Here is a 19,392-nt window from a genome sequence, read left to right as displayed (position 1 = left end):
GGCGCGGACCCTGAGTGAGGACATATCGCCATGCCTGGCTGCCGTACGTCTGTTGCTTCGGCTCTCCCGACGAGAGCCGCCTGTACGAGGATCCTCCGAGGCGTGACGGCCGGTTGAGCCATGCGTGCCGACCGCATTTTCGCGTACGGCGCCACGGCCGGTCTGATCGGCGACCTGCTGCTCGGTGACCCCCGCAAGGGACATCCGGTCGCCGCCTTCGGGCGGGCCGCAGCGGCCGTCGAGCGCCGTCTCTGGCGTGACCACCGCGGGTGGGGCGCTCTGCACACACTCGTCTGCGCCGGTGGCGCTGCGGGTGGTGCCGCGCTGATCAGCCGTGCCGTACGCCGTCATCCCGCCGCCTCGGTCGCCCTGACCGCGGCCGCCACCTGGTCCGTCGTCGGGGGTACGTCGCTGGGGCGTGAGGCCCGGTCGATCGGCGACGCCCTGGCCGCCGGGGACATCGAGGCGGCCCGCACGCGGCTGCCGCATCTGTGCGGACGCGACCCGCAGTCCCTCGACGGACCGCAGATCGCCCGCGCCGTGGTGGAGTCCGTGGCCGAGAACACCTCGGACGCCGTGGTCGGCGCGCTGGTGTGGGGGGCGCTGGCCGGCGTTCCCGGGCTCGTCGGCTTCCGGGCCACCAACACCCTCGACGCCATGGTCGGCCACAAGTCGCCCCGGTACCGGCGCTACGGCTGGGCCTCGGCCCGCCTCGACGACCTCGCGGGCCACCCGGGTGCCCGGCTCACCGCCCTGCTCGCCGTCGCCGCCGGGGGACGGCCACGCGGAGCGGTACGGGCCTGGCGGGCCGACGCGGCCAAGCACCCGAGCCCCAACGCGGGCCCGGTGGAGGCCTCGTTCGCGGGTGCGCTGGGCGTACGGCTCGGCGGGACCCTCGCCTACGGGGGCCGGGTCGAGCACCGCCCCGTCCTCAACGGGGAGACGGGCCGGGCGGTGGAGACCGCGGACATCGATCGCGCGGTACGGCTGTCGCGCCGGGTGACCGGGCTCGCCCTCGGGGTGTGTGTGGCCGGACGGCTGGGCGCGGGCCTCGTCGCACGACGGATCGCCGCCGGCCGGGCCGCGGGTCGGGGGCGGTCATGAGCGGCGGCCTGCTGGTTGCCGGAACCACCTCGGACGCGGGCAAGAGCGTCGTCACGGCAGGGATCTGCCGCTGGCTCGTGCGCCGGGGCGTGAAGGTGGCGCCCTTCAAGGCCCAGAACATGTCGCTGAACTCGTTCGTCACCCGCGAGGGCGCCGAGATCGGGCGCGCCCAGGCGATGCAGGCCATGGCCGCCCGGGTGGAGCCGACCGCGCTGATGAACCCGGTCCTGCTCAAGCCCGGTGGAGACCGTTCCAGCCAGGTCGTCCTGATGGGCCGACCGGTGGGTGAGATGAGCGCACGCGGCTACCACGGCGGCAGGCAGGAGGCCCTCCTCGGCACGGTCGTGGACTGCCTCGAACAGCTCCGGGACACGTATGACGTGGTGATCTGCGAGGGGGCGGGCAGCCCCGCCGAGATCAATCTGCGGCGCACCGACATCGTGAACATGGGCATCGCCCGGGCGGCACGCTTCCCGGTGGTGGTGGTCGGCGACATCGACCGCGGGGGCGTCTTCGCCTCGTTCTTCGGTACGACCGCGCTGCTCGGTGCCGAGGACCAGTCGCTGATCGCCGGCTACCTCGTCAACAAGTTCCGCGGTGACGTCTCGCTGCTGGAACCCGGCCTGGAGATGCTGCACGGGATCACCGGGCGCCGGACGTACGGAGTGCTGCCCTTCGTCCACGGCCTCGGCATCGACGAGGAGGACGGGATGGCGGTCTCCCTGCGCGGGGCGGTGCGCGAATCGGTCGTCGCGCCTCCGCACGGCGAGGACGTGCTGCGCGTCGCGGTGTGCGCCGTGCCCCTGATGTCGAACTTCACCGACGTGGACGCGCTGGCCGCCGAACCGGGCGTCGTCGTCCGGTTCGTGGACCGCGCGGAGGAACTGGCCGACGCCGATCTCGTCGTCGTCCCGGGCACCCGCGGCACCGTGCGGGCGCTGGCCTGGCTGCGCGAGCGCGGCCTCGCCGACGCCCTGCTGTGGCGCGCCGCCGAGGGCCGGCCGGTCCTCGGCATCTGCGGAGGTTTCCAGATCCTCGGTGAACACATCGAGGACGAGGTCGAGTCGAGGGCCGGGCACGTCGACGGCCTCGGTCTGCTGCCCGTACACATCCGCTTCGACCGCGAGAAGACCCTCGCCCGCCCCACGGGCGAGGCGCTCGGCGCCCCCGTCGAGGGGTACGAGATCCACCACGGCGTCGCCGACGTGCGCGGCGGGGAGCCCTTCCTCGACGGCTGCCGGGTCGGCGCCGTGTGGGGCACCCACTGGCACGGCTCGTTGGAGAGCGACGCGTTCCGCCGCCGCTTCCTGACCGAGGTGGCCCGGGCCGCCGGCCGTCGTTTCGTGCCCGCCCCCGACACCGTTTTCGCCGCGTTGCGCGAGGAACAGCTCGACCGCCTGGGCGACCTCGTCGAAGAACACGCGGACACCGACGCGCTGTGGAGGCTCATCGAGTCCGGCGCACCGTCAGGCCTTCCCTTCCTCGCCCCCGGGGCACCCGCCGCACCCGCGGCCCCGGGAGCCCCCGGAACACTTGGAGCACACGCATGAACGCCCCCGCGAGCACCGTGCTGTTGCTGTCGACCTCCGACACCGACCTCCTCGCCGCCCGCGCCTGTGGCGCGCTCTACCGGATCGGCAACCCCACCCGCATCGACGTACGCGAGGAACTCCCCGCACTGATCGAGGGCGCCTCCGTCGCCGTCGTCCGCCTGCTGGGCGGCAAGCGCGCCTGGGAGGACGGGCTGGCCGTCCTCCGGGCGTCCGGCATCCCCACCGTGCTGCTGGGCGGCGAGGCCGTGCCGGACGCGGAGCTGATGGCGGAGTCGTCCGTGCCCGCCGGTGTCGTCGCCGAGGCACTGCGCTACCTGGTGGAGGGAGGTCCCGGAAACCTCGTCGAGCTGGCCCGCTTCCTCTCCGACACCGTCCTGCTGACCGGCCACGGCTTCGCCGAACCGCAGAAGATGCCCGAGTGGGGCCTGCGCGGCCGCCGTGCGTACGTCGAGGGCCGCCCCACGGTCGGTGTGCTCTTCTACCGGGCGCACGAGCTGTCCGGGAACACCTCGTTCGTGGACGTCCTGTGCGACGCGATCGAGGCGCGTGGCGCCAACGCCCTGCCGGTGTACTGCGGTTCGCTGCGCGGTGCGGACGCCGGCCTGTACGAGCTGCTGGACCGGGCCGACGCCCTGGTCGCCACCGTGCTCGCGGCGGGCGGCACCCGCGCGTCGGACGCCTCCGCCGGGGGCGACGACGAGGCCTGGGACATCGGCGCTCTGGCCGAGCTGGACATCCCGGTCCTCCAGGGTCTGTGCCTGACCTCCTCGCGTGCCGTGTGGGAGGCGTCCGACGCCGCGCTCTCCCCCATGGACGCGGCGATGCAGGTCGCCATCCCCGAGTTCGACGGCCGGCTGATCACCGTCCCGTTCTCCTTCAAGGAGCAGGGCCCCGACGACGTGCCGGTGTACCGCGCCGACCCCGAACGCGCCGCGCGCGTCGCCGGGATCGCGGTGCGCCACGCCGTCCTGAGGCACAAGCCGAACGCCGAGAAGAGGCTCGCCCTCGTCTTCACCGCGTACCCGACCAAGCACGCACGGGTCGGCAACGCCGTCGGCCTGGACACCCCCGCGTCGGCGGTGCGGGTCCTGGACGCGCTGCGCGACGCCGGTTACGCGGTCGACGGACACCCCGACAACGGTGACGAGCTCATCCACCGTCTGATCGACGCCGGTGGCCACGACGTGGAGTGGCTGACCGAGGAGCAGCTCGCCGCCGCCCCCGCGCGTGTGGCGCTCGCCGACTACCGGGCCTGGTTCGACACGCTGGAGCCGGAGCTGCGCGACTCGATGCTGGAGCACTGGGGCGAGCCGCCGGGCTCGCTGTACGTGGACGGGGACGAGATCGTCCTCGCCTCGCTGCAGTTCGGGAACGTGGTGGTGCTGATCCAGCCGCCGCGCGGCTTCGGCGAGAACCCGATCGCGATCTACCACGACCCGGACATGCCGCCGTCGCACCACTACATGGCGACGTACCGCTGGCTGGAGGCCGCACCGTCGGAGGGGGGCTTCGGCGCCGACGCGGTCGTCCACATGGGCAAGCACGGCACGATGGAGTGGCTGCCGGGCAAGGGCCTCGGCCTGTCCGCCGGCTGCGGCCCGGATGCCGTACTCGGTGAACTGCCGCTGGTCTACCCGTTCATCGTCAACGACCCGGGCGAGGGCACCCAGGCCAAGCGACGCGGACACGCCACCGTGGTGGACCATCTGGTGCCGCCGATGGCACGGGCCGACACCTATGGCGACCTGGCCAAGCTGGAGCAGCTGCTCGACGAGTACGCGCTGGTCAGCGATCTCGACCCGGCGAAGGCACCGGCCGTGCGGGCGCAGATCTGGACGCTGGTGAAGGCCGCCGAGCTGCACCACGACCTCCATGTCGACGAACAGCCCGGCGACGACGACTTCGACTCGTTCGTCATGCACATCGACGGCTATCTGTGCGAGATCAAGGACGTCCAGATCCGGGACGGACTGCATGTCCTGGGCGGCGGCCCGGTCGGTGAGGCCCGGGTCAACCTGGTGCTGGCCGTGCTGCGTGCCTCGCAGGTGTGGGGCGGGACGGCGCACGCGCTGCCGGGACTGCGGGCGTCGGTCGCCGAGCACTTCGGGCTCGACGAGAAGGAGCTGCTGGCCGAGCCCGGGGCCGCGGTGAAGGTTCCGGCCGGGCTGACCGCGCTGGTCGAAGGCCCGGCCCGCACCGGTGCCGACGCCATCGACCTGCTGGAGCAGGTGTGCCGCCGGCTCGCCGAGGGCATGGAGGAACGCGGCTGGGACCTCACGGCCGTCCGGGCCCTGGTACGGGACGTGCTGGGCTGCGAACCCCCGGACGCCGTGGCGGTGCTGGGCTTCGCGTGCGAGGAGGTCGTGCCGCGGCTGGCCCGGACGACGGACGAGATCGACCACATCCTGCGGGCCCTGGACGGCGGTTTCGTACCGGCCGGGCCCTCCGGCTCGCCCACGCGCGGGCTCGTCAATGTGCTGCCGACCGGGCGCAACTTCTACTCGGTGGACCCGAAGGCCATTCCGTCCCGGCTGTCGTGGGAGGTCGGGCAGTCGCTCGCCGACTCCCTGGTCGCCCGGTATCTCGCCGACACGGGCGCCTACCCGAAGTCGGTCGGCCTGACCGTGTGGGGCACCTCCGCCATGCGCACCCAGGGCGACGACATCGCGGAGATCCTGGCACTCCTCGGCTGCCGGCCGGTGTGGGACGACGCGTCGCGCCGGGTGACCGGCTTCGAGGTCGTGCCCCTCGGCGAGCTGGGGCGCCCGCGCATCGATGTGACCGTGCGGATCTCCGGCTTCTTCCGCGACGCGTTCCCGCACGTGGTGGGGCTGATCGACGACGCGGTACGGGCCGTGGCCGAGCTGGACGAGCCGGCCGACGCCAACTACGTACGGGCGCACGCCGACGAGGACACGGCGGTCCACGGCGACCGCCGCCGGGCCACGGCACGCGTCTTCGGCTCCAAGCCGGGGGCGTACGGGGCGGGGCTGCTGCCGCTGATCGACGCCCGGAACTGGCGCAGCGACGCCGACCTGGCCGAGGTGTACGCGGTCTGGGGCGGTTACGCGTACGGGCGCGGCCTCGACGGGCGCGCGGCGCGCGGGGACATGGAGACGGCGTTCCGGCGGATCGCGGTGGCGGCGAAGAACGTGGATACCAGGGAACACGATATCCACGATGCTGATGACTATTTCCAGTACCACGGCGGCATGGTGGCCATGGTCCGGCATCTGACCGGCGAGTCGCCCGAGGCGTATGTCGGTGACAGCGCCACGCCCGACCAGGTCAAGACGAGGACACTCGGCGAGGAGACGCACCGGGTCTTCCGCGCGCGGGTGGTGAACCCGCGCTGGATGGCGGCCATGCGACGCCACGGCTACAAGGGCGCGTTCGAGATGGCCGCGACCGTGGACTACCTCTTCGGGTACGACGCCACGGCGGGGGTCGTCGACGACTGGATGTACGAGAAGCTCAGCGCGGAGTACGTCTTCGACCCGGAGAACCGGGACTTCATGCGGAAGTCCAACCCCTGGGCGCTGCGCGGGATTTCGGAGCGGCTGCTGGAGGCGGCCGAGCGGGGGCTGTGGGCGGAGCCGGACCAGGAGACCCTGGACCGGCTCCGGGCGACCTACCTCGAACTTGAGGGAGATCTGGAGGGAGACGCGTGACTGCCTCCTCTGCAATCCCCGCGTCGGCGGGGAGCACGCGACCAGGTCGTGTTCCCGTGTGTCGACATTCGGACCACCCCCGCATCGGCGGGGAACCCGTCTTGACCCTTGCAGTTCGACAGCCGGAGCCCAGAGTGACCTGGCATGTATCACCCGGAGGAGTGATCAGCGCGTGAGTACTCCCTACCCCTTCACCGCCATCGTCGGACAGGACGACCTCCGGCTCGGGCTGCTCCTCAACGCCGTCTCGCCGACCGTCGGCGGGGTGCTGGTGCGCGGCGAGAAGGGCACGGCCAAGTCCACCGCCGTGCGGGCGCTGGCCGCGCTCATGCCGGAGGTCTCCGTGGTCTCCGGGTGCCGGTTCTCGTGCGACCCCGCGTCGCCCGATCCGGCGTGTCCGGACGGCCCCCACGAGCCCGGGTCCGGCGTGTCGCGGGCGGCGCGGACGGTGGAGCTGCCCGTAGGCGCGTCCGAGGACCGGCTCGTCGGGGCGCTCGACATCGAGCGGGCGCTCGCCGAGGGCGTGAAGGCCTTCGAGCCGGGGCTGCTCGCCGACGCGCATCGCGGGATCCTGTACGTCGACGAGGTCAACCTCCTCCACGACCACCTGGTGGATCTGCTGCTGGACGCGGCCGCCATGGGCGCCTCGTACGTGGAGCGCGAAGGTGTCTCCGTACGGCACGCCGCGCGCTTCCTGCTCGTCGGGACCATGAACCCCGAGGAGGGGGAGCTCAGGCCCCAGCTCCTCGACCGGTTCGGGCTGACCGTCGAGGTCGCCGCGTCCCGCGAGACCGACCAGCGGGTCGAGGTCGTGCGGCGGCGCCTCGCGTACGAGGACGACCCGGCGGGGTTCGCCGCCGCGTGGGCCGACGAGGAGGGCGCGTTGCGCGCCCGGATCGTCGCCGCGCGGGCCCTGCTCCCCCGCGTGCGCCTCGGGGACGGGGCGTTGCGGCAGATCGCCGCCACCTGTGCGGCCTTCGAGGTCGACGGGATGCGCGCGGACATCGTGATGGCCCGGACCGCCACGGCGCTGGCCGCCTGGGCGGGCCGTACGGAGGTACTGGCCGAGGACGTACGACAGGCGGCGCTGCTCGCCCTCCCCCACCGTCGGCGCCGGTCCCCGTTCGACGCGCCGGGGCTCGACGAGGACAAGCTCGACGACACGCTGGAGCGCAACAGCGGCGAGGACGACGATCCGGACCCGGACGGTCCTGGTGGCGGCGGCCGGCCGCCGCAGGGCGACGGGCCCGACACTCCGCCGCGGCCCGAGGGCGGGGCCGACGACACGCCCGCGCAGTCCGTGCCCGAACAGGGCACGGAGCAGGGACAGGGGCAGTCCTCGGGGGGCGGCGAGCAGCAGCCGGTACAGGCCGGCGAGCCGTTCCGTACGAAGATGCTGAGCGTGCCCGGTCTGGGCGAGGGCGCGGCGGGGCGGCGGTCACGGGCGCGTACCGAGCACGGCAGGACGACGGGTGCGCTGCGCCCGCAGGGTGCCCTGACCAAGCTGCATCTGGCGGCGACCGTGCAGGCCGCCGCCCCGCATCAGCGGGCGCGGGGCCGGTCGGGCCCTGGGCTGGTGGTCCGGCGGGACGATCTGCGGCAGGCGACCCGGGAGGGGCGCGAGGGAAACCTGGTGCTCTTCGTGGTGGACGCCTCCGGGTCGATGGCCGCCCGGCAGCGGATGAGTGCCGTGAAGGGCGCGGTCCTCTCGCTGCTGCTGGACGCGTATCAGCGTCGGGACAAGGTCGGGCTGATCACCTTCCGGGGCAAGGACGCCGATGTGGTACTGGAGCCGACGTCGTCGGTGGACGCCGCGGCGGCCCGTCTGGAGTCGCTGCCGACCGGTGGCCGCACCCCGGTCGCCGCAGGGCTGTTGAAGGCCCATCAGGTGCTGCGGGTGGAGCGGCTGCGTGATCCGTCGCGGCGGCCGTTGCTGGTCGTGGTGACCGACGGGCGGGCGACCGGGGGGCCGGAGCCGGTGGCGCTGGCGTCACGGGCAGCCCGGCTGCACGAGGCGGAGGGCATCGCCTCGATCGTCGTGGACTGCGAGTCGGGGCCGGTACGGCTCGGGCTCGCGGGCACGCTCGCGCGCGATCTCGGCGCCGCCGCCGTCACGCTCGACGAACTGCGGGCGGACTCGATCGCCGGGCTCGTCAAGGACATCCGGGGAACCCACAGGAGGGCCGCGTAATGCCGCAGGGACAGCCGGTCACCGTGCCGGACGACGGACTGACCACCCGTCAGCGCCGCAACCGTCCGCTGCTGGTGGTGCACACCGGCATCGGCAAGGGGAAGTCGACGGCGGCCTTCGGGCTCGCCCTGCGCGCCTGGAACCAGGGCTGGCCCATCGGGGTGTTCCAGTTCGTCAAGTCGGCGAAGTGGAAGGTCGGCGAGGAGAACGCGCTGAAGGTCCTCGGAGCGAGCGACGAGGGCGGGTCCGTCGCCTGGCACAAGATGGGCGAGGGCTGGTCGTGGGTGCAGCGCGACCGGCAGCTGAACAACGAGGAGGCGGCGCGCGAGGGCTGGGAACAGGTCAAGCGCGACCTGGCGGCCGAGACGTACCGGCTGTACGTCCTCGACGAGTTCGCGTACCCGATGCACTGGGGCTGGGTCGACACCGACGAGGTGATCGAGGTGCTGCGGGGCCGTCCGGGTACGCAGCATGTGGTGATCACGGGGCGCAACGCGCCCGAGAAGCTGGTGGAGGCCGCCGATCTGGTGACCGACATGTCGAAGGTCAAGCACCCGATGGACGCCGGTCAGAAGGGTCAGCGGGGCATCGAATGGTGAGGGGCCCGCGGTGAACGTTCCGCGTCTGGTGATCGCCGCGCCCTCGTCCGGGAGCGGCAAGACGACCGTGGCCACGGGGCTGATGGCGGCCTTCGCGGAGCGGGGACTTGCGGTGTCCCCGCACAAGGTCGGGCCCGACTACATCGATCCCGGCTACCACACGCTCGCCACAGGGCGTCCGGGGCGCAATCTCGACGCGTACCTGTGCGGCCCCGGACTCGTCGCCCCGCTCTTCGCGCACGGCGCGCGGGGCTGCGATCTCGCGGTGGTCGAAGGGGTGATGGGGCTGTACGACGGAGCGGCCGGGCTCGGGGAACTCGGCTCGACCGCCCAGGTCGCGAAGGAGCTGCGGGCGCCCGTGGTGCTGGTCGTCGACGCGTCGTCGCAGTCGCGGTCCGTGGCCGCGCTGGTGCACGGCTTCGCCTCGTGGGATCCGCAGGTTCGGATCGGCGGGGTGATTCTGAACAAGGTGGGCTCAGAACGGCACGAGGCCCTGCTGCGGGAGGCGCTGGACGAGTCGGGCGTGCCGGTGCTGGGGGTGCTGCGGCGGGCCGCGCAGGTTGCCGTGCCCTCTCGGCATCTGGGGCTGGTGCCGGTGGCCGAGCGTCGGGACGACGCGGTGGACGCGGTCGCGGCGATGCGCGAGCAGGTGGCGGCGGGGTGCGACCTGGACGCCGTCATGGCGCTGGCCCGGTCCGCGCCTGCGGTGCCGGGTGCGGCGTGGGACGCCGCGGAGGCGGTGGGCGGCGCCGGTGACGGGCCCGCCGCCCGGCGCCCGAGGATCGCCGTCGCGGCCGGGGCCGCGTTCACGTTCTCCTACGCCGAGCACACCGAGCTGCTCGCCGCGACCGGGGCCGAGGTCGTGCCGTTCGATCCGTTGCGGGACGAGGCGTTGCCCGAGGGCACGCGGGGCCTGGTCATCGGTGGGGGTTTCCCAGAGGTGTACGCCTCGGAGCTGTCCGCCAACGCGGCGCTGCGCGGGGCCGTGGCCGCCCTGGTGGCGTCCGGGGCCCCGGTGGCCGCCGAGTGCGCGGGGCTGCTGTATCTGGCACGTTCGCTCGACGGGCTGCCGATGTGCGGGGTCCTGGATGCCGAGGGGCGGATGTCCGAGCGGCTGACGCTCGGTTACCGGGAGGCCGTCGCGGTCTCGGACAGCGTGCTGGCGGCGCCCGGGACACGGGTGCGCGGGCACGAGTTCCACCGGACCGTGCTGGAGCCGGGTGCCGGACCGCAGCCGGCGTGGGGTCTGCATCGGCCGGAACGGCGGGTGGAGGGGTTCGTGCACCAGGGCGTGCACGCGAGTTATCTGCATACGCATGGAGCCTCGGCGCCCGGCATGGTCCGCCGATTCGTCGAAAGGTGCAAGGGATGAACCACGGTCGTGGTACGAGCAGGCTCGTCGGCGTCGGCGTCGGGCCCGGTGACCCGGAGCTGGTCACCGTCAAGGGTGTGAACGCGCTGCGCGATGCCGCGGTCGTCGTCGTGCCGGTGATGGACACCGGTGAACGGGGGCGGGCCGAGGCGACCGTGCTGCACTACGTGGCGGCCGACAAGATCGTGCGGGTGGTGTTCGCGCTCAACGAGCGGTCCGACCGGGCGCGCCGGGAGGCGGCGTGGGACGCGGCGGGCGAGCGGGTCGCGGAACTGCTCCGTACGCACGGGTCGGTGGCGTTCGCGACGATCGGCGACCCCAACGTGTACTCGACGTTCACGTACCTCGCGCAGACGATCGGGGAGCTGTTGCCGGGCACGGCCGTGGAGACCGTGCCCGGGATCACGGCCATGCAGGACCTGGCCGCGCGCAGCGGTGCGGTGCTGACGGAGGGGACGGAGCCGCTCACGCTGGTGCCGGTGACCGCCGGGGCGGAGGTGCTCAAGGAGGCCCTGGAAGGTCCCGGGACGGTCGTCGCGTACAAGTTCGGGCGGCTGGCCGCGGACGTGGCCGAGGTGCTGCGCGGGACGGGGCGTGCCGAGGGGGCGGTATGGGGGTCGGCGCTCGGGCTGCCCGAGGAGTCGATCCGGTCGGCGGCGGAGCCGGTCGAGGGGCCGTTGCCCTATCTGTCGACGCTGATCGCGCCCGCGCCGCGCGACGGCGGGCGGGGCGGAAAACTGTGAGGCGCCCGGATGCGGTGCGGTGGCCGGTCCGCGATGCCCGCCGCCGGCCGGATGAAGCACGGGACAGCGGCGGTCCCTGATACGGGGGCGGCCCACCTGCCGCCCAGGGGCATCGGGAACGCGACCGCGCGCCCCGCACACCGCCGTGCGCTCCTGCCGTCCGATCGAGCCCGGTGCGCGCGTCCCGGCACCTCCGCGACACGCCGTGTTGTCCGCCACCTCCCGTCCCCCGCCCCGCCACCACCCCAACACGGTACGTCACATCCCGTCACGCTCCGTCCTCCATTCTGTCCGTTTTCCGAAAGGACCCCGTTCCATGTCCGAAGCAGTCGACGCAGCCGGCGCGGTCACCGCGCCCACCCTCGGCAAGGTGACGTTCGTCGGGGCCGGCCCCGGCGCCGCCGATCTGCTGACCTTCCGCGCGGCGCGGGCCATCGCGGAGGCCGACATCGTCATCTGGGCGGCAAGCCTGGTGCAGGCGGAGGTCCTGGAGCATGCCCGGGAGGGCGCGGAGATCCTCGACTCGGCGCAGATGTCGCTGGAGCAGGTCGTCGCCGTGTACGAACGTGCGGCGGCCGAGGGACTGAAGGTGGCGCGTATCCACTCCGGTGACCCGGCACTGTGGGGCGGTACGCAGGAGCAGGTCGACCGGTGTGCCGGGCTGGGTGTCGCGGTCGAGATCGTGCCGGGGGTGTCGTCGTTCTCGGCGGTCGCGGCGATCGCGCAGCGGGAGCTGACGATCCCCGAGGTCGCGCAGTCCGTGATCCTGACCCGACTCGGTGGCGGCAAGACGCCGATGCCGCCGGGCGAGGAGGTGCGGGAGTTCGCGCGGCACGGCACGACGATGGCGCTGTTCCTGTCGGCGGCGCGGTCCGGGCAGCTCACGAAGGAGCTTCTGGAGGGCGGCTATCCGACCTCGACGCCGGTCGTGATCGCGTACCAGGCGACCTGGCCGGAGGAGCTGATCGTGCACTGCACGATCGAAACCCTGGAGGAGACGGTCAAGGAGCACAAGCTCTGGAAGCACACGCTGTTCCTCGTGGGTCCGGCACTGTCCGCTTCGGGGACGCGCTCGCACCTCTACCATCCGGGGCACTTCCACGGCTTCCGCAGGGCCGACAAGGCGGCCCGGGCCCAGCTGCGCGCCCAGCGGTCCGGCTCATGACGCGGGCTGCCGCCGGTCCGGGGAGCCGGTCGCCCGGCGTCCTCGGTCCGCAGGGCGCGCCGATCCGGGTCTTCGGTACGGGGACGGGTGCGCCGCTCGGGTCCGGGGCCCGTCGGGCCCTGGCCGAGGCCACGCTGGTGGTCGGCGCCCGGCGTCATCTGGCGGCCGCGGAGCTGCCCGGACAGGCCGAGCGCATCGTGCTCGGTCCGCTGGCACCCGCCCTCGACCGGATCGCGGAGCACCGGGGTGACACCGGGGCCCGGGTGGTCGTGCTCGCCTCCGGAGACCCCGGGTTCTTCGGGATCGTACGGGCGCTGACGGAGCGTTTCGGACCGGGCGCGCTCGATGTGCGGCCGGGTGCCCCGTCCGTCGCGGCGGCGTTCGCCCGGCTCGGACTCGCGTGGGACGACGCGGTCGTGGTCAGCGCGCACGGCCGTGATCCGCGGACCGCGGTGCACGCCTGTCTGGCCCATCCGAAGGTGGCCGTGCTGACCGGGCCCGGCGCCGGGCCCGCAGAGCTGGCGGCCGGGCTGGTGCACGGCGCCGGGGAACGCACCCTGGTCGTCGCGACGGCGCTCGGCGACGACGAACGGGAACGTGTCGAGCGGCTGACGCCCGCCGAGGCGGTGGCACGGGACTGGCCGGACCCGGTGAGCGTGGTGCTGTGTCTGGACGAGTCCCGGGTGCTCTCCCCCGTGCGGACCGTCGCGGGAGCGGCCGTGGGGCCCGGCCGGTGGGCGCTGGACGAGGCGGAGTTCGAGCACCGCGACTCGATGATCACCAAGTTCGAGGTGCGGGCGCTGGCACTGGCCCGGCTGGGTCCGCGCACCGGTGACCTGGTGTGGGACATCGGTGCGGGGTCGGGTTCGGTCGCGGTGGAGTGCGCGCGGTTCGGCGCGGCCGCCGTCGCCGTAGAGAAGACCTCCGACGGCATCGGGCGGATCAGGGCCAACGCCGCGGCGCACGCGGTGTACGTCCACGCGGTGCACGGCTCCGCACCCGCCGTGCTCGACGGTCTGGACGACCCGGACGCGGTGTTCATCGGGGGCGGCGGCCGTGAGCTGCCCGCCATCGTGACGGCGTGCGCCCGGCGCACGCGGCGCACCGTGGTCGTGGCGCTGGCCGCGCTGGACCGGGTGCCCGAGGTGCGTGGAGCGCTGGCGGGGGCCGGGCTCGTCCCGGAGGGCGTACTGCTGCAGTCCTCCCGGCTGACGCCGCTGCCCGGTGAGGTGACGCGGCTCGCCGCGACCAATCCGGTCTTTCTGCTGTGGGGCACCCGTCCCGCGGCTCGTACAAGTGAAGGAGCAAACCCGGTGATCGGCCTGATCTCCGCCACAGCGGCGGGCACCGTCGCCCGCGACCGGCTGGCCGCGGCCTGGCCCGACCGCACCGTGATCTACGAGGGACCGGTGCGGGAGGCCGTACGACGGGCCTTCGCCGAGTGCGAGCAACTGGTGTGCTTCCTCGCCACGGGCGCCGTGGTGCGGCTGCTCGCACCGCTGCTGTCGGACAAGTCCTCGGACCCGGGTGTGGTCTGTGTCGACGAGGCGGGCCGCCATGCGGTGGCCCTCCTGGGCGGGCACGGGGGCGGGGCGAACGCGCTGGCCGGTGAGGTCGGTGAGGTGCTGGGCGCGGCGCCGGTCGTGACGACGGCGACGGACGCGACGGGAGTGCCGGGGCTGGACATGCTGGGGCTGCCGGTGGAGGGCGACGTGGCGGGCGTGTCGCGCGCGATGCTCGACGGCGCGCCGGTGGAGCTGCGGGCGGACGCGGTGTGGCCGTTGCCGGCATTGCCGCCGCAGGTGGGCGCCGGGAAGGGCGGGGACGCGGTACTGCACCTCACCGACCGGGTCGTCGAACTCGGTCCGCGCACCGCCGTGTTGAGGCCCGCTTCGCTGGCCGTCGGGGTCGGCGCGTCGAAGGGGGCGCCGGTCGAGGAGGTCCTCGGACTGGTCCTGGACGCGCTGGGTGAGGCCGGGCTCTCGCCGCTGAGCGTCGCGGAGTTGGTGACGGTCGACGCGAAGGCGGACGAGCCCGGGATCGTGGCCGCCGCGGCGGAGCTCGGCGTACCGCTGCGCACGTACCGCGCCGACGCGTTGGCCGGTGTCGAGGTGCCCCATCCGTCCGACGCGCCGCTCGCCGCCGTCGGTACGCCGTCCGTGGCGGAGGCCGCCGCGCTCGCGGCCGGGGGCGAACTCCTGGTACCGAAGCGGAAGTCGGCGCCTGAGGGCCGGGCGGCGATGGCGACCTGCGCGGTGGTGCGCCGCCGCACACGCGGCCGGCTGGCCGTCGTGGGGCTCGGACCGGGCGCGCGCGATCTGTTGACCCCGCGCGCCCGTGCGGAGCTGCGGCGGGCCTCGGTGCTCGTCGGGCTCGACCAGTACGTCGACCAGATCAGGGATCTGCTGCGGCCGGGCACCACCGTGCTGGAGTCTGGGCTCGGCGCCGAGGAGGAGCGGGCCCGGACCGCGGTCGCCGAGGCCCGCAAGGGACATGCGGTGGCGCTGATCGGCAGCGGTGACGCAGGCGTGTACGCGATGGCGTCACCCGCGCTCGCCGAGGCCGGCGCCGACATCGACGTGGTGGGTGTGCCGGGGGTGACCGCGGCGCTGGCGGCCGCCGCGATCCTGGGTGCTCCCCTCGGCCACGACCATGTGTCGATCAGCCTCTCCGACCTGCACACCCCGTGGGAGGTGATCGAGCGCCGGGTGAGGGCGGCGGCGGAGGCCGACATCATCGTGACGTTCTACAACCCGCGCAGCCGGGGCCGGGACTGGCAGCTCCCGAAGGCGCTGTCGATCCTCTCCGAGCACCGGGAACCTGCGACTCCGGTCGGGGTCGTACGCAATGCCTCGCGCCCGGACGAGAGCAGCCGGGTGACCTCGCTCGGCGCGCTGGACCCGGCGACGGTGGACATGATGACGGTCGTGACGGTCGGCAACACGGCCACCCGGGAGATCGCGGGCCGCATGGTGACACCGCGCGGCTACCGCTGGCAGTCGGCCACCACGGCACAGGAGGGAGCACGGTGAACCGGCCCTGGGAGAGAACCGTCCACCCGATCGAGCAGGAGTCGTTCCGGCGGCTCCGTGCCCGCCTGGACACCTCGCACTTCGCACCGCTGACCCGGGCCGTCGTGGAGCGGGTCATCCACTCCGCGGCGGATCCGGAATACGCGACGGACCTGGTCTGCGACGAGGAATCGCTGGTCGCCGCGCATGCGGCGCTGCACGCCGGTGCGCCGGTCGTCACCGATGTGGAGATGGTCGCGGCGGGCATCACCCGGCGCGAGACCGTGTGCCGACTGAAGGAGGCCAGGGCCCATGCGGGCCTGACCCGTTCGGCACATGCGATCCGGCTGGCGTACGAGCAGGTCGGTCCGGGAGCGATCTGGGTGATCGGTAATGCGCCGACCGCGCTGGAGGAACTGCTCGTCCTGGATGCCGCGCCCGCGCTCGTCATCGGCCTGCCGGTGGGTTTTGTCGGCGCGACCGAGTCGAAGGCGGCGTTGCGCGAGAGCGGACTGCCCGCCGTGAGTAACGTCTCCGAGAAGGGCGGATCGGCCGTCGCCGCCGCCGCTCTCAACGCCCTCCTGTATCACCCCCTGCCCCCCACGCACATCGAGGAGAACCTGTGACCGCCCGGTCCGACCAGCCCGCACTGCTCATCGCCGGTCACGGCACCCGGGACGAGGGCGGGGCCGCCGCGTTCCGTGACTTCGTGACCGAGCTGGGCAGGCGGCACCCCGAACTGCCCGTGGCGGGCGGGTTCATCGAGCTGTCCCCGCCACCGCTCGGCGAGGCCGTCACCGAGCTGGTCGAGCGCGGGGTGAAGCGCTTCGCCGCCGTGCCGTTGATGCTGGTCTCGGCCGGGCACGCCAAGGGGGACATTCCGGCGGCGCTGGCCCGCGAGAAGGAGCGCCACCCCGGCATCGCGTACACCTACGGCCGTCCGCTCGGCCCGCATCCGGCGCTGCTGAACGTGCTGGAGCGCCGGGTGGACGAGGTGCTGGTAGACACCGACCGGTCCGAGGTGACGGTGCTGCTGGTCGGGCGCGGTTCGACCGACCCGGACGCCAACGCCGAGGTGTACAAGGCGGCGCGGCTGTTCTGGGAGGGCCGCGGCTACGCGGGCGTGGAGGCGGCGTTCGTCTCGCTCGCGGCGCCGGACGTACCGGCGGGTCTCGACCGTTGCGAGAAGCTGGGTGCGAGGCGCATAGTCGTTCTGCCGTATTTCCTCTTCACCGGCATCCTGCCGGACCGGGTGCGCCGTCAGACCGAGGACTGGGCCACGGCCCACCCGGAGCTCGATGTCCGCACGGCCGAGGTCATCGGTGGAGCGGAAGAACTGTACGAGCTGGTCATGGAACGCTACCGGGAGGCCGTCGAGGGCGATCTGCGGATGAACTGCGACTCCTGCGTGTACCGGATCTCGCTGCCCGGCTTCGAGGACAAGGTGGGGCTGCCCCAGCAGCCGCACTTCCACCCCGACGACGACACCCCCCACCACCATCACCCCCACGGCGGCCATGCACACTCCCACTGAAAGCCCCGGCGCGATAGCCCCGGGCACGCACGATCTGCGTCACCACGGCGACGCGGAAGTACGGGGCCGGGATCTGACCGATCTCGCCGTCAACGTCCGGGCCGATACGCCACCGGCCTGGCTGCGGGAGCGGATAGCCGCGTCGCTGGGCATGCTCGCCGCCTACCCGGACGGTCGTCCGGCACGGGCCGCGGTCGCGGCCCGACACGGTCTGCCGGTGGAGCGTGTCCTGCTGACGGCGGGCGCGGCGGAGGCCTTCGTGCTGATCGCACGGGCGCTGCCGGCCCGCCGTCCGGTCGTGGTCCATCCGCAGTTCACCGAGCCCGAGGCGGCGCTGCGGGCGGCGGGGCACGAGGTGCGCCGGGTGCTGCTGCGGGCCGAGGACGGTTTCCGGCTGGATCCGGCGGCCGTGCCCGAGGACGCTGACCTGGTGGTGATCGGGAACCCGACCAACCCCACGTCGGTCCTGCATCCGGCGGCCGTGGTGGAGAAACTGGCACGTCCCGGGCGGACGCTGGTGGTCGACGAGGCGTTCATGGACGCGGTGCCGGGCGAGCGTGAGGCACTGTGCGGACGGACGGACGTCCCGGGGCTGGTCGTGCTGCGCAGCCTCACCAAGACCTGGGGTCTGGCGGGGCTGCGGATCGGTTATGTGCTCGCCGCTCCGGAGACGGTCCGGGTGCTGGAGGAGGCGCAGCCGCTGTGGCCGGTGTCGTCCCCGGCGCTGGCGGCGGCCGAGGCGTGCGTGGAGCCGCGGGCCCTGGCCGAGGCGGCTGCCGCGGCGCAGCGGATCGCGGTGGACCGGGCCCATCTGGTCGCGGGACTCAGGGAGTTCACCGAGGTGCGGGTGGTGGAGCCGGCCGAGGGGCCGTTCGTCCTGGTACGACTGGAAGGGGCCGCCCAGGTGCGGGAGCGTTTGCGTTCCCTGGGGTTCGCGGCGCGGCGTGGAGACACATTTCCGGGACTCGGCCCGCAGTGGCTGCGGCTGGCGGTACGCGACCGTGCGACCACCAACCGCTTTCTGCAGGCACTGGACCAGGCACTCCAGACGCTGACCCCGGTCCCCCGCTGACGGGACGGCCGCTTCCGCCTCATGCCGGCGGATCGGCGTGGTTCACACGCGCGGGGAGCGGCGTCCCGTCGTCCGGACACCGCTCCCCGCTCCCCTCCTGCCGTGGCCTCGGCTGCCCCCTCGGGCCGTGAGCGGTCAGTCCTGGGCGCGCCGCCGGGCCACGACCGTCACCCCGGCGCCGAGCGCCAGCAGCACGGCCGCGCCGCCCGCGAGATACGGCGTCATGGAGCTGCTGCCGGTCTCCGCGAGATCGGATTCGACGGCCGGGGCCTGGTCGGTGCCGGTCTGGGTCTTCACATCGCCGCCGTCGCCGCCGTCCGTGCTGCCCCCGTCGCCGCCACTCGTCCCGGCACTTCCGGAACCACCGCTGTCACCGGACCCGCCGGTGTGGGATCCGCCGTTGCCCGAACCGCCGTTGTCCGAACCGCTGTTGCCCGAACCGCCATCGCCGGACCCGCCACTGTCCGCACCACTGCTGCCCGAACCGCCGTCGGTCGAACCACCGTGGCCCGAACCACCGTGGCCCGAACCGCCGTGGCCCGAACCGCCGTTGCCGCCGCCTCCGGTCGACTTCGGCGTCTCGCAGACCGCTTCGGCGAGCGTGACCTCGCCCCGCACATCGGCGACGTTCAGCTTGAGCGGGTTCACGGAGACCTTCAGCCGCAGCGCGGCGGCGGCCGCGGTGCTCGAGGTGGTGTGCGTCTTCGACAGGTCGAGCGTCACCTCTCCGACGCCGGGCACCTTCACCTGCGTGGTGCCGCCCGCGGTGAGGCCGATCCGCTTGCCGAGGATCGTCACGTGTCCCAGCACGTTCGACTCGGCGACCGGCCTCCTGCCCACCTCGCAGACCGCCCTGGAGGTGACCTTCTCGACCTCGATCAGCGAGAGCAGCGGCAGTCCGGGCACATGGACACGGGCCTTCGCCACATTGCTGTACCCCTCGGCCCTGTGCTTGCCGACGGTGGCCCTCGCGGTGGCCACATCGGCACTCAGCACGCTGAACGGCCGTCCTCCGTCCACCCCGTCGAGCCGCACGCTCAGTGCCGTCCGGTCGGCGCTGTCGGGTGCCTGCACCTCGTTGAGCGTGGCCCTGAGCGGCACGTCGACCGTCTTGTTCAGGAGCGAGACGTCGAGTGCGGCACGCAGCACGGCCGCGCCGGCCTTCCCGCCGCCGGCGGTCCCGGTGGTGGTGGCGGTGGCTGCCTGCGCCGGGACAGCGGCCAGCAGGGCGACGGGAGCGGCGACTAACGCCAGCGCGGCCAGGCGGAAGGTATTGCTGTTCAAAATGGTGGAACCCCCACAAGAGACATGGAGCCACCGGCGCCGTCCAATGGGGGACATCGCGGCACCGGCGGCCTCGACTCCGAAAGCTTTACG

12 protein-coding genes and 2 pseudogenes are annotated in these 19,392 nt (G+C 73.4%); 13 read left to right on the top strand and 1 reads right to left on the bottom strand.

Annotated features, from left to right (window positions below):
* Positions 1-120 precede the first annotated feature (120 nt).
* The 13 genes and pseudogenes from AB0L71_RS01865 to cobC all read left to right on the top strand — a co-directional run.
* Entirely contained in the window at positions 121-1,104 is a 984-nt protein-coding gene (locus AB0L71_RS01865) for a cobalamin biosynthesis protein (RefSeq protein ID WP_365236734.1), read from the top strand.
* On the top strand, positions 1,101-2,654 hold the full coding sequence (locus AB0L71_RS01860) for a cobyric acid synthase (RefSeq protein WP_365236732.1): 1,554 nt from the start codon (positions 1,101-1,103) through the stop codon (positions 2,652-2,654). The genes AB0L71_RS01865 and AB0L71_RS01860 overlap by 4 nt, the downstream gene beginning before the upstream one ends.
* Positions 2,651-6,328, top strand: coding sequence for a cobaltochelatase subunit CobN (gene cobN / locus AB0L71_RS01855; protein ID WP_365236730.1), 3,678 nt, complete (start codon positions 2,651-2,653; stop codon positions 6,326-6,328). Before AB0L71_RS01860 ends, cobN begins: the two co-directional genes overlap by 4 nt.
* A gap of 172 nt (positions 6,329-6,500) precedes the next feature.
* Positions 6,501-8,519: a putative cobaltochelatase gene (locus AB0L71_RS01850; RefSeq protein WP_365236728.1), complete on the top strand. Its 2,019-nt coding sequence runs from the start codon at positions 6,501-6,503 to the stop codon at positions 8,517-8,519.
* Positions 8,519-9,118, top strand: coding sequence for a cob(I)yrinic acid a,c-diamide adenosyltransferase (gene cobO, locus AB0L71_RS01845; RefSeq protein WP_365236726.1), 600 nt, complete (start codon positions 8,519-8,521; stop codon positions 9,116-9,118). Before AB0L71_RS01850 ends, cobO begins: the two co-directional genes overlap by 1 nt.
* Before the next feature lie 10 nt (positions 9,119-9,128).
* Positions 9,129-10,490, top strand: coding sequence for a cobyrinate a,c-diamide synthase (locus AB0L71_RS01840; RefSeq protein WP_365236724.1), 1,362 nt, complete (start codon positions 9,129-9,131; stop codon positions 10,488-10,490).
* Positions 10,487-11,233: a precorrin-2 C(20)-methyltransferase gene (gene cobI, locus AB0L71_RS01835; protein ID WP_365236722.1), complete on the top strand. Its 747-nt coding sequence runs from the start codon at positions 10,487-10,489 to the stop codon at positions 11,231-11,233. The genes AB0L71_RS01840 and cobI overlap by 4 nt, the downstream gene beginning before the upstream one ends.
* A 316-nt stretch (positions 11,234-11,549) precedes the next feature.
* A complete protein-coding gene (gene cobM / locus AB0L71_RS01830; protein ID WP_365236720.1) occupies positions 11,550-12,398 on the top strand; it encodes a precorrin-4 C(11)-methyltransferase in 849 nt (282 codons plus the stop codon).
* Positions 12,395-13,702 (top strand): annotated as a pseudogene (gene cbiE / locus AB0L71_RS01825) (precorrin-6y C5,15-methyltransferase (decarboxylating) subunit CbiE); the annotation flags it as partial. The gene cobM and the pseudogene cbiE, both read left to right, overlap by 4 nt.
* A gap of 9 nt (positions 13,703-13,711) precedes the next feature.
* Positions 13,712-15,430, top strand: coding sequence for a precorrin-3B C(17)-methyltransferase (gene cobJ / locus AB0L71_RS01820; protein WP_365236796.1), 1,719 nt, complete (start codon positions 13,712-13,714; stop codon positions 15,428-15,430).
* Complete coding sequence (locus AB0L71_RS01815) at positions 15,427-16,035, top strand: precorrin-8X methylmutase (RefSeq protein WP_365236718.1); 609 nt, start codon at positions 15,427-15,429, stop codon at positions 16,033-16,035. Before cobJ ends, AB0L71_RS01815 begins: the two co-directional genes overlap by 4 nt.
* The gene (locus AB0L71_RS01810) at positions 16,032-16,943 is read left to right on the top strand and encodes a sirohydrochlorin chelatase (protein WP_365236716.1); all 912 of its coding nucleotides are present in this window, start codon (positions 16,032-16,034) and stop codon (positions 16,941-16,943) included. The genes AB0L71_RS01815 and AB0L71_RS01810 overlap by 4 nt, the downstream gene beginning before the upstream one ends.
* A gap of 31 nt (positions 16,944-16,974) precedes the next feature.
* Positions 16,975-18,015, top strand: a pseudogene (gene cobC / locus AB0L71_RS01805) (Rv2231c family pyridoxal phosphate-dependent protein CobC); the annotation flags it as partial.
* A 135-nt stretch (positions 18,016-18,150) separates the two neighbouring features.
* Here cobC and AB0L71_RS01800 read toward each other — a convergent pair.
* Positions 18,151-19,299 carry an SCO1860 family LAETG-anchored protein gene (locus AB0L71_RS01800; protein ID WP_365236714.1) on the bottom strand — a complete coding sequence of 383 codons (1,149 nt, stop codon included), beginning with the start codon at positions 19,297-19,299 and terminating at the stop codon, positions 18,151-18,153.
* Between the last annotated feature and the right edge of the window lie 93 nt (positions 19,300-19,392).

This window comes from Streptomyces sp. NPDC052052, from assembly GCF_040680455.1.
GTDB lineage: Bacteria > Actinomycetota > Actinomycetes > Streptomycetales > Streptomycetaceae > Streptomyces.
The sequence above is the reverse complement of the archived record's forward strand: the minus strand, read 5'-3'. Positions and strand labels throughout refer to the sequence as shown.

Excerpts from the sequence above, each read along its gene's own strand:
- AB0L71_RS01865 (WP_365236734.1), top strand. The coding sequence starts at position 121 with ATGCGTGCCGACCGCATTTTCGCGTACGGCGCCACGGCCGGTCTGATC.
- AB0L71_RS01860 (WP_365236732.1), top strand. The coding sequence starts at position 1,101 with ATGAGCGGCGGCCTGCTGGTTGCCGGAACCACCTCGGACGCGGGCAAG.
- cobN (WP_365236730.1), top strand. The coding sequence starts at position 2,651 with ATGAACGCCCCCGCGAGCACCGTGCTGTTGCTGTCGACCTCCGACACC.
- cobO (WP_365236726.1), top strand. The coding sequence starts at position 8,519 with ATGCCGCAGGGACAGCCGGTCACCGTGCCGGACGACGGACTGACCACC.
- cobI (WP_365236722.1), top strand. The coding sequence starts at position 10,487 with ATGAACCACGGTCGTGGTACGAGCAGGCTCGTCGGCGTCGGCGTCGGG.
- cobM (WP_365236720.1), top strand. The coding sequence starts at position 11,550 with ATGTCCGAAGCAGTCGACGCAGCCGGCGCGGTCACCGCGCCCACCCTC.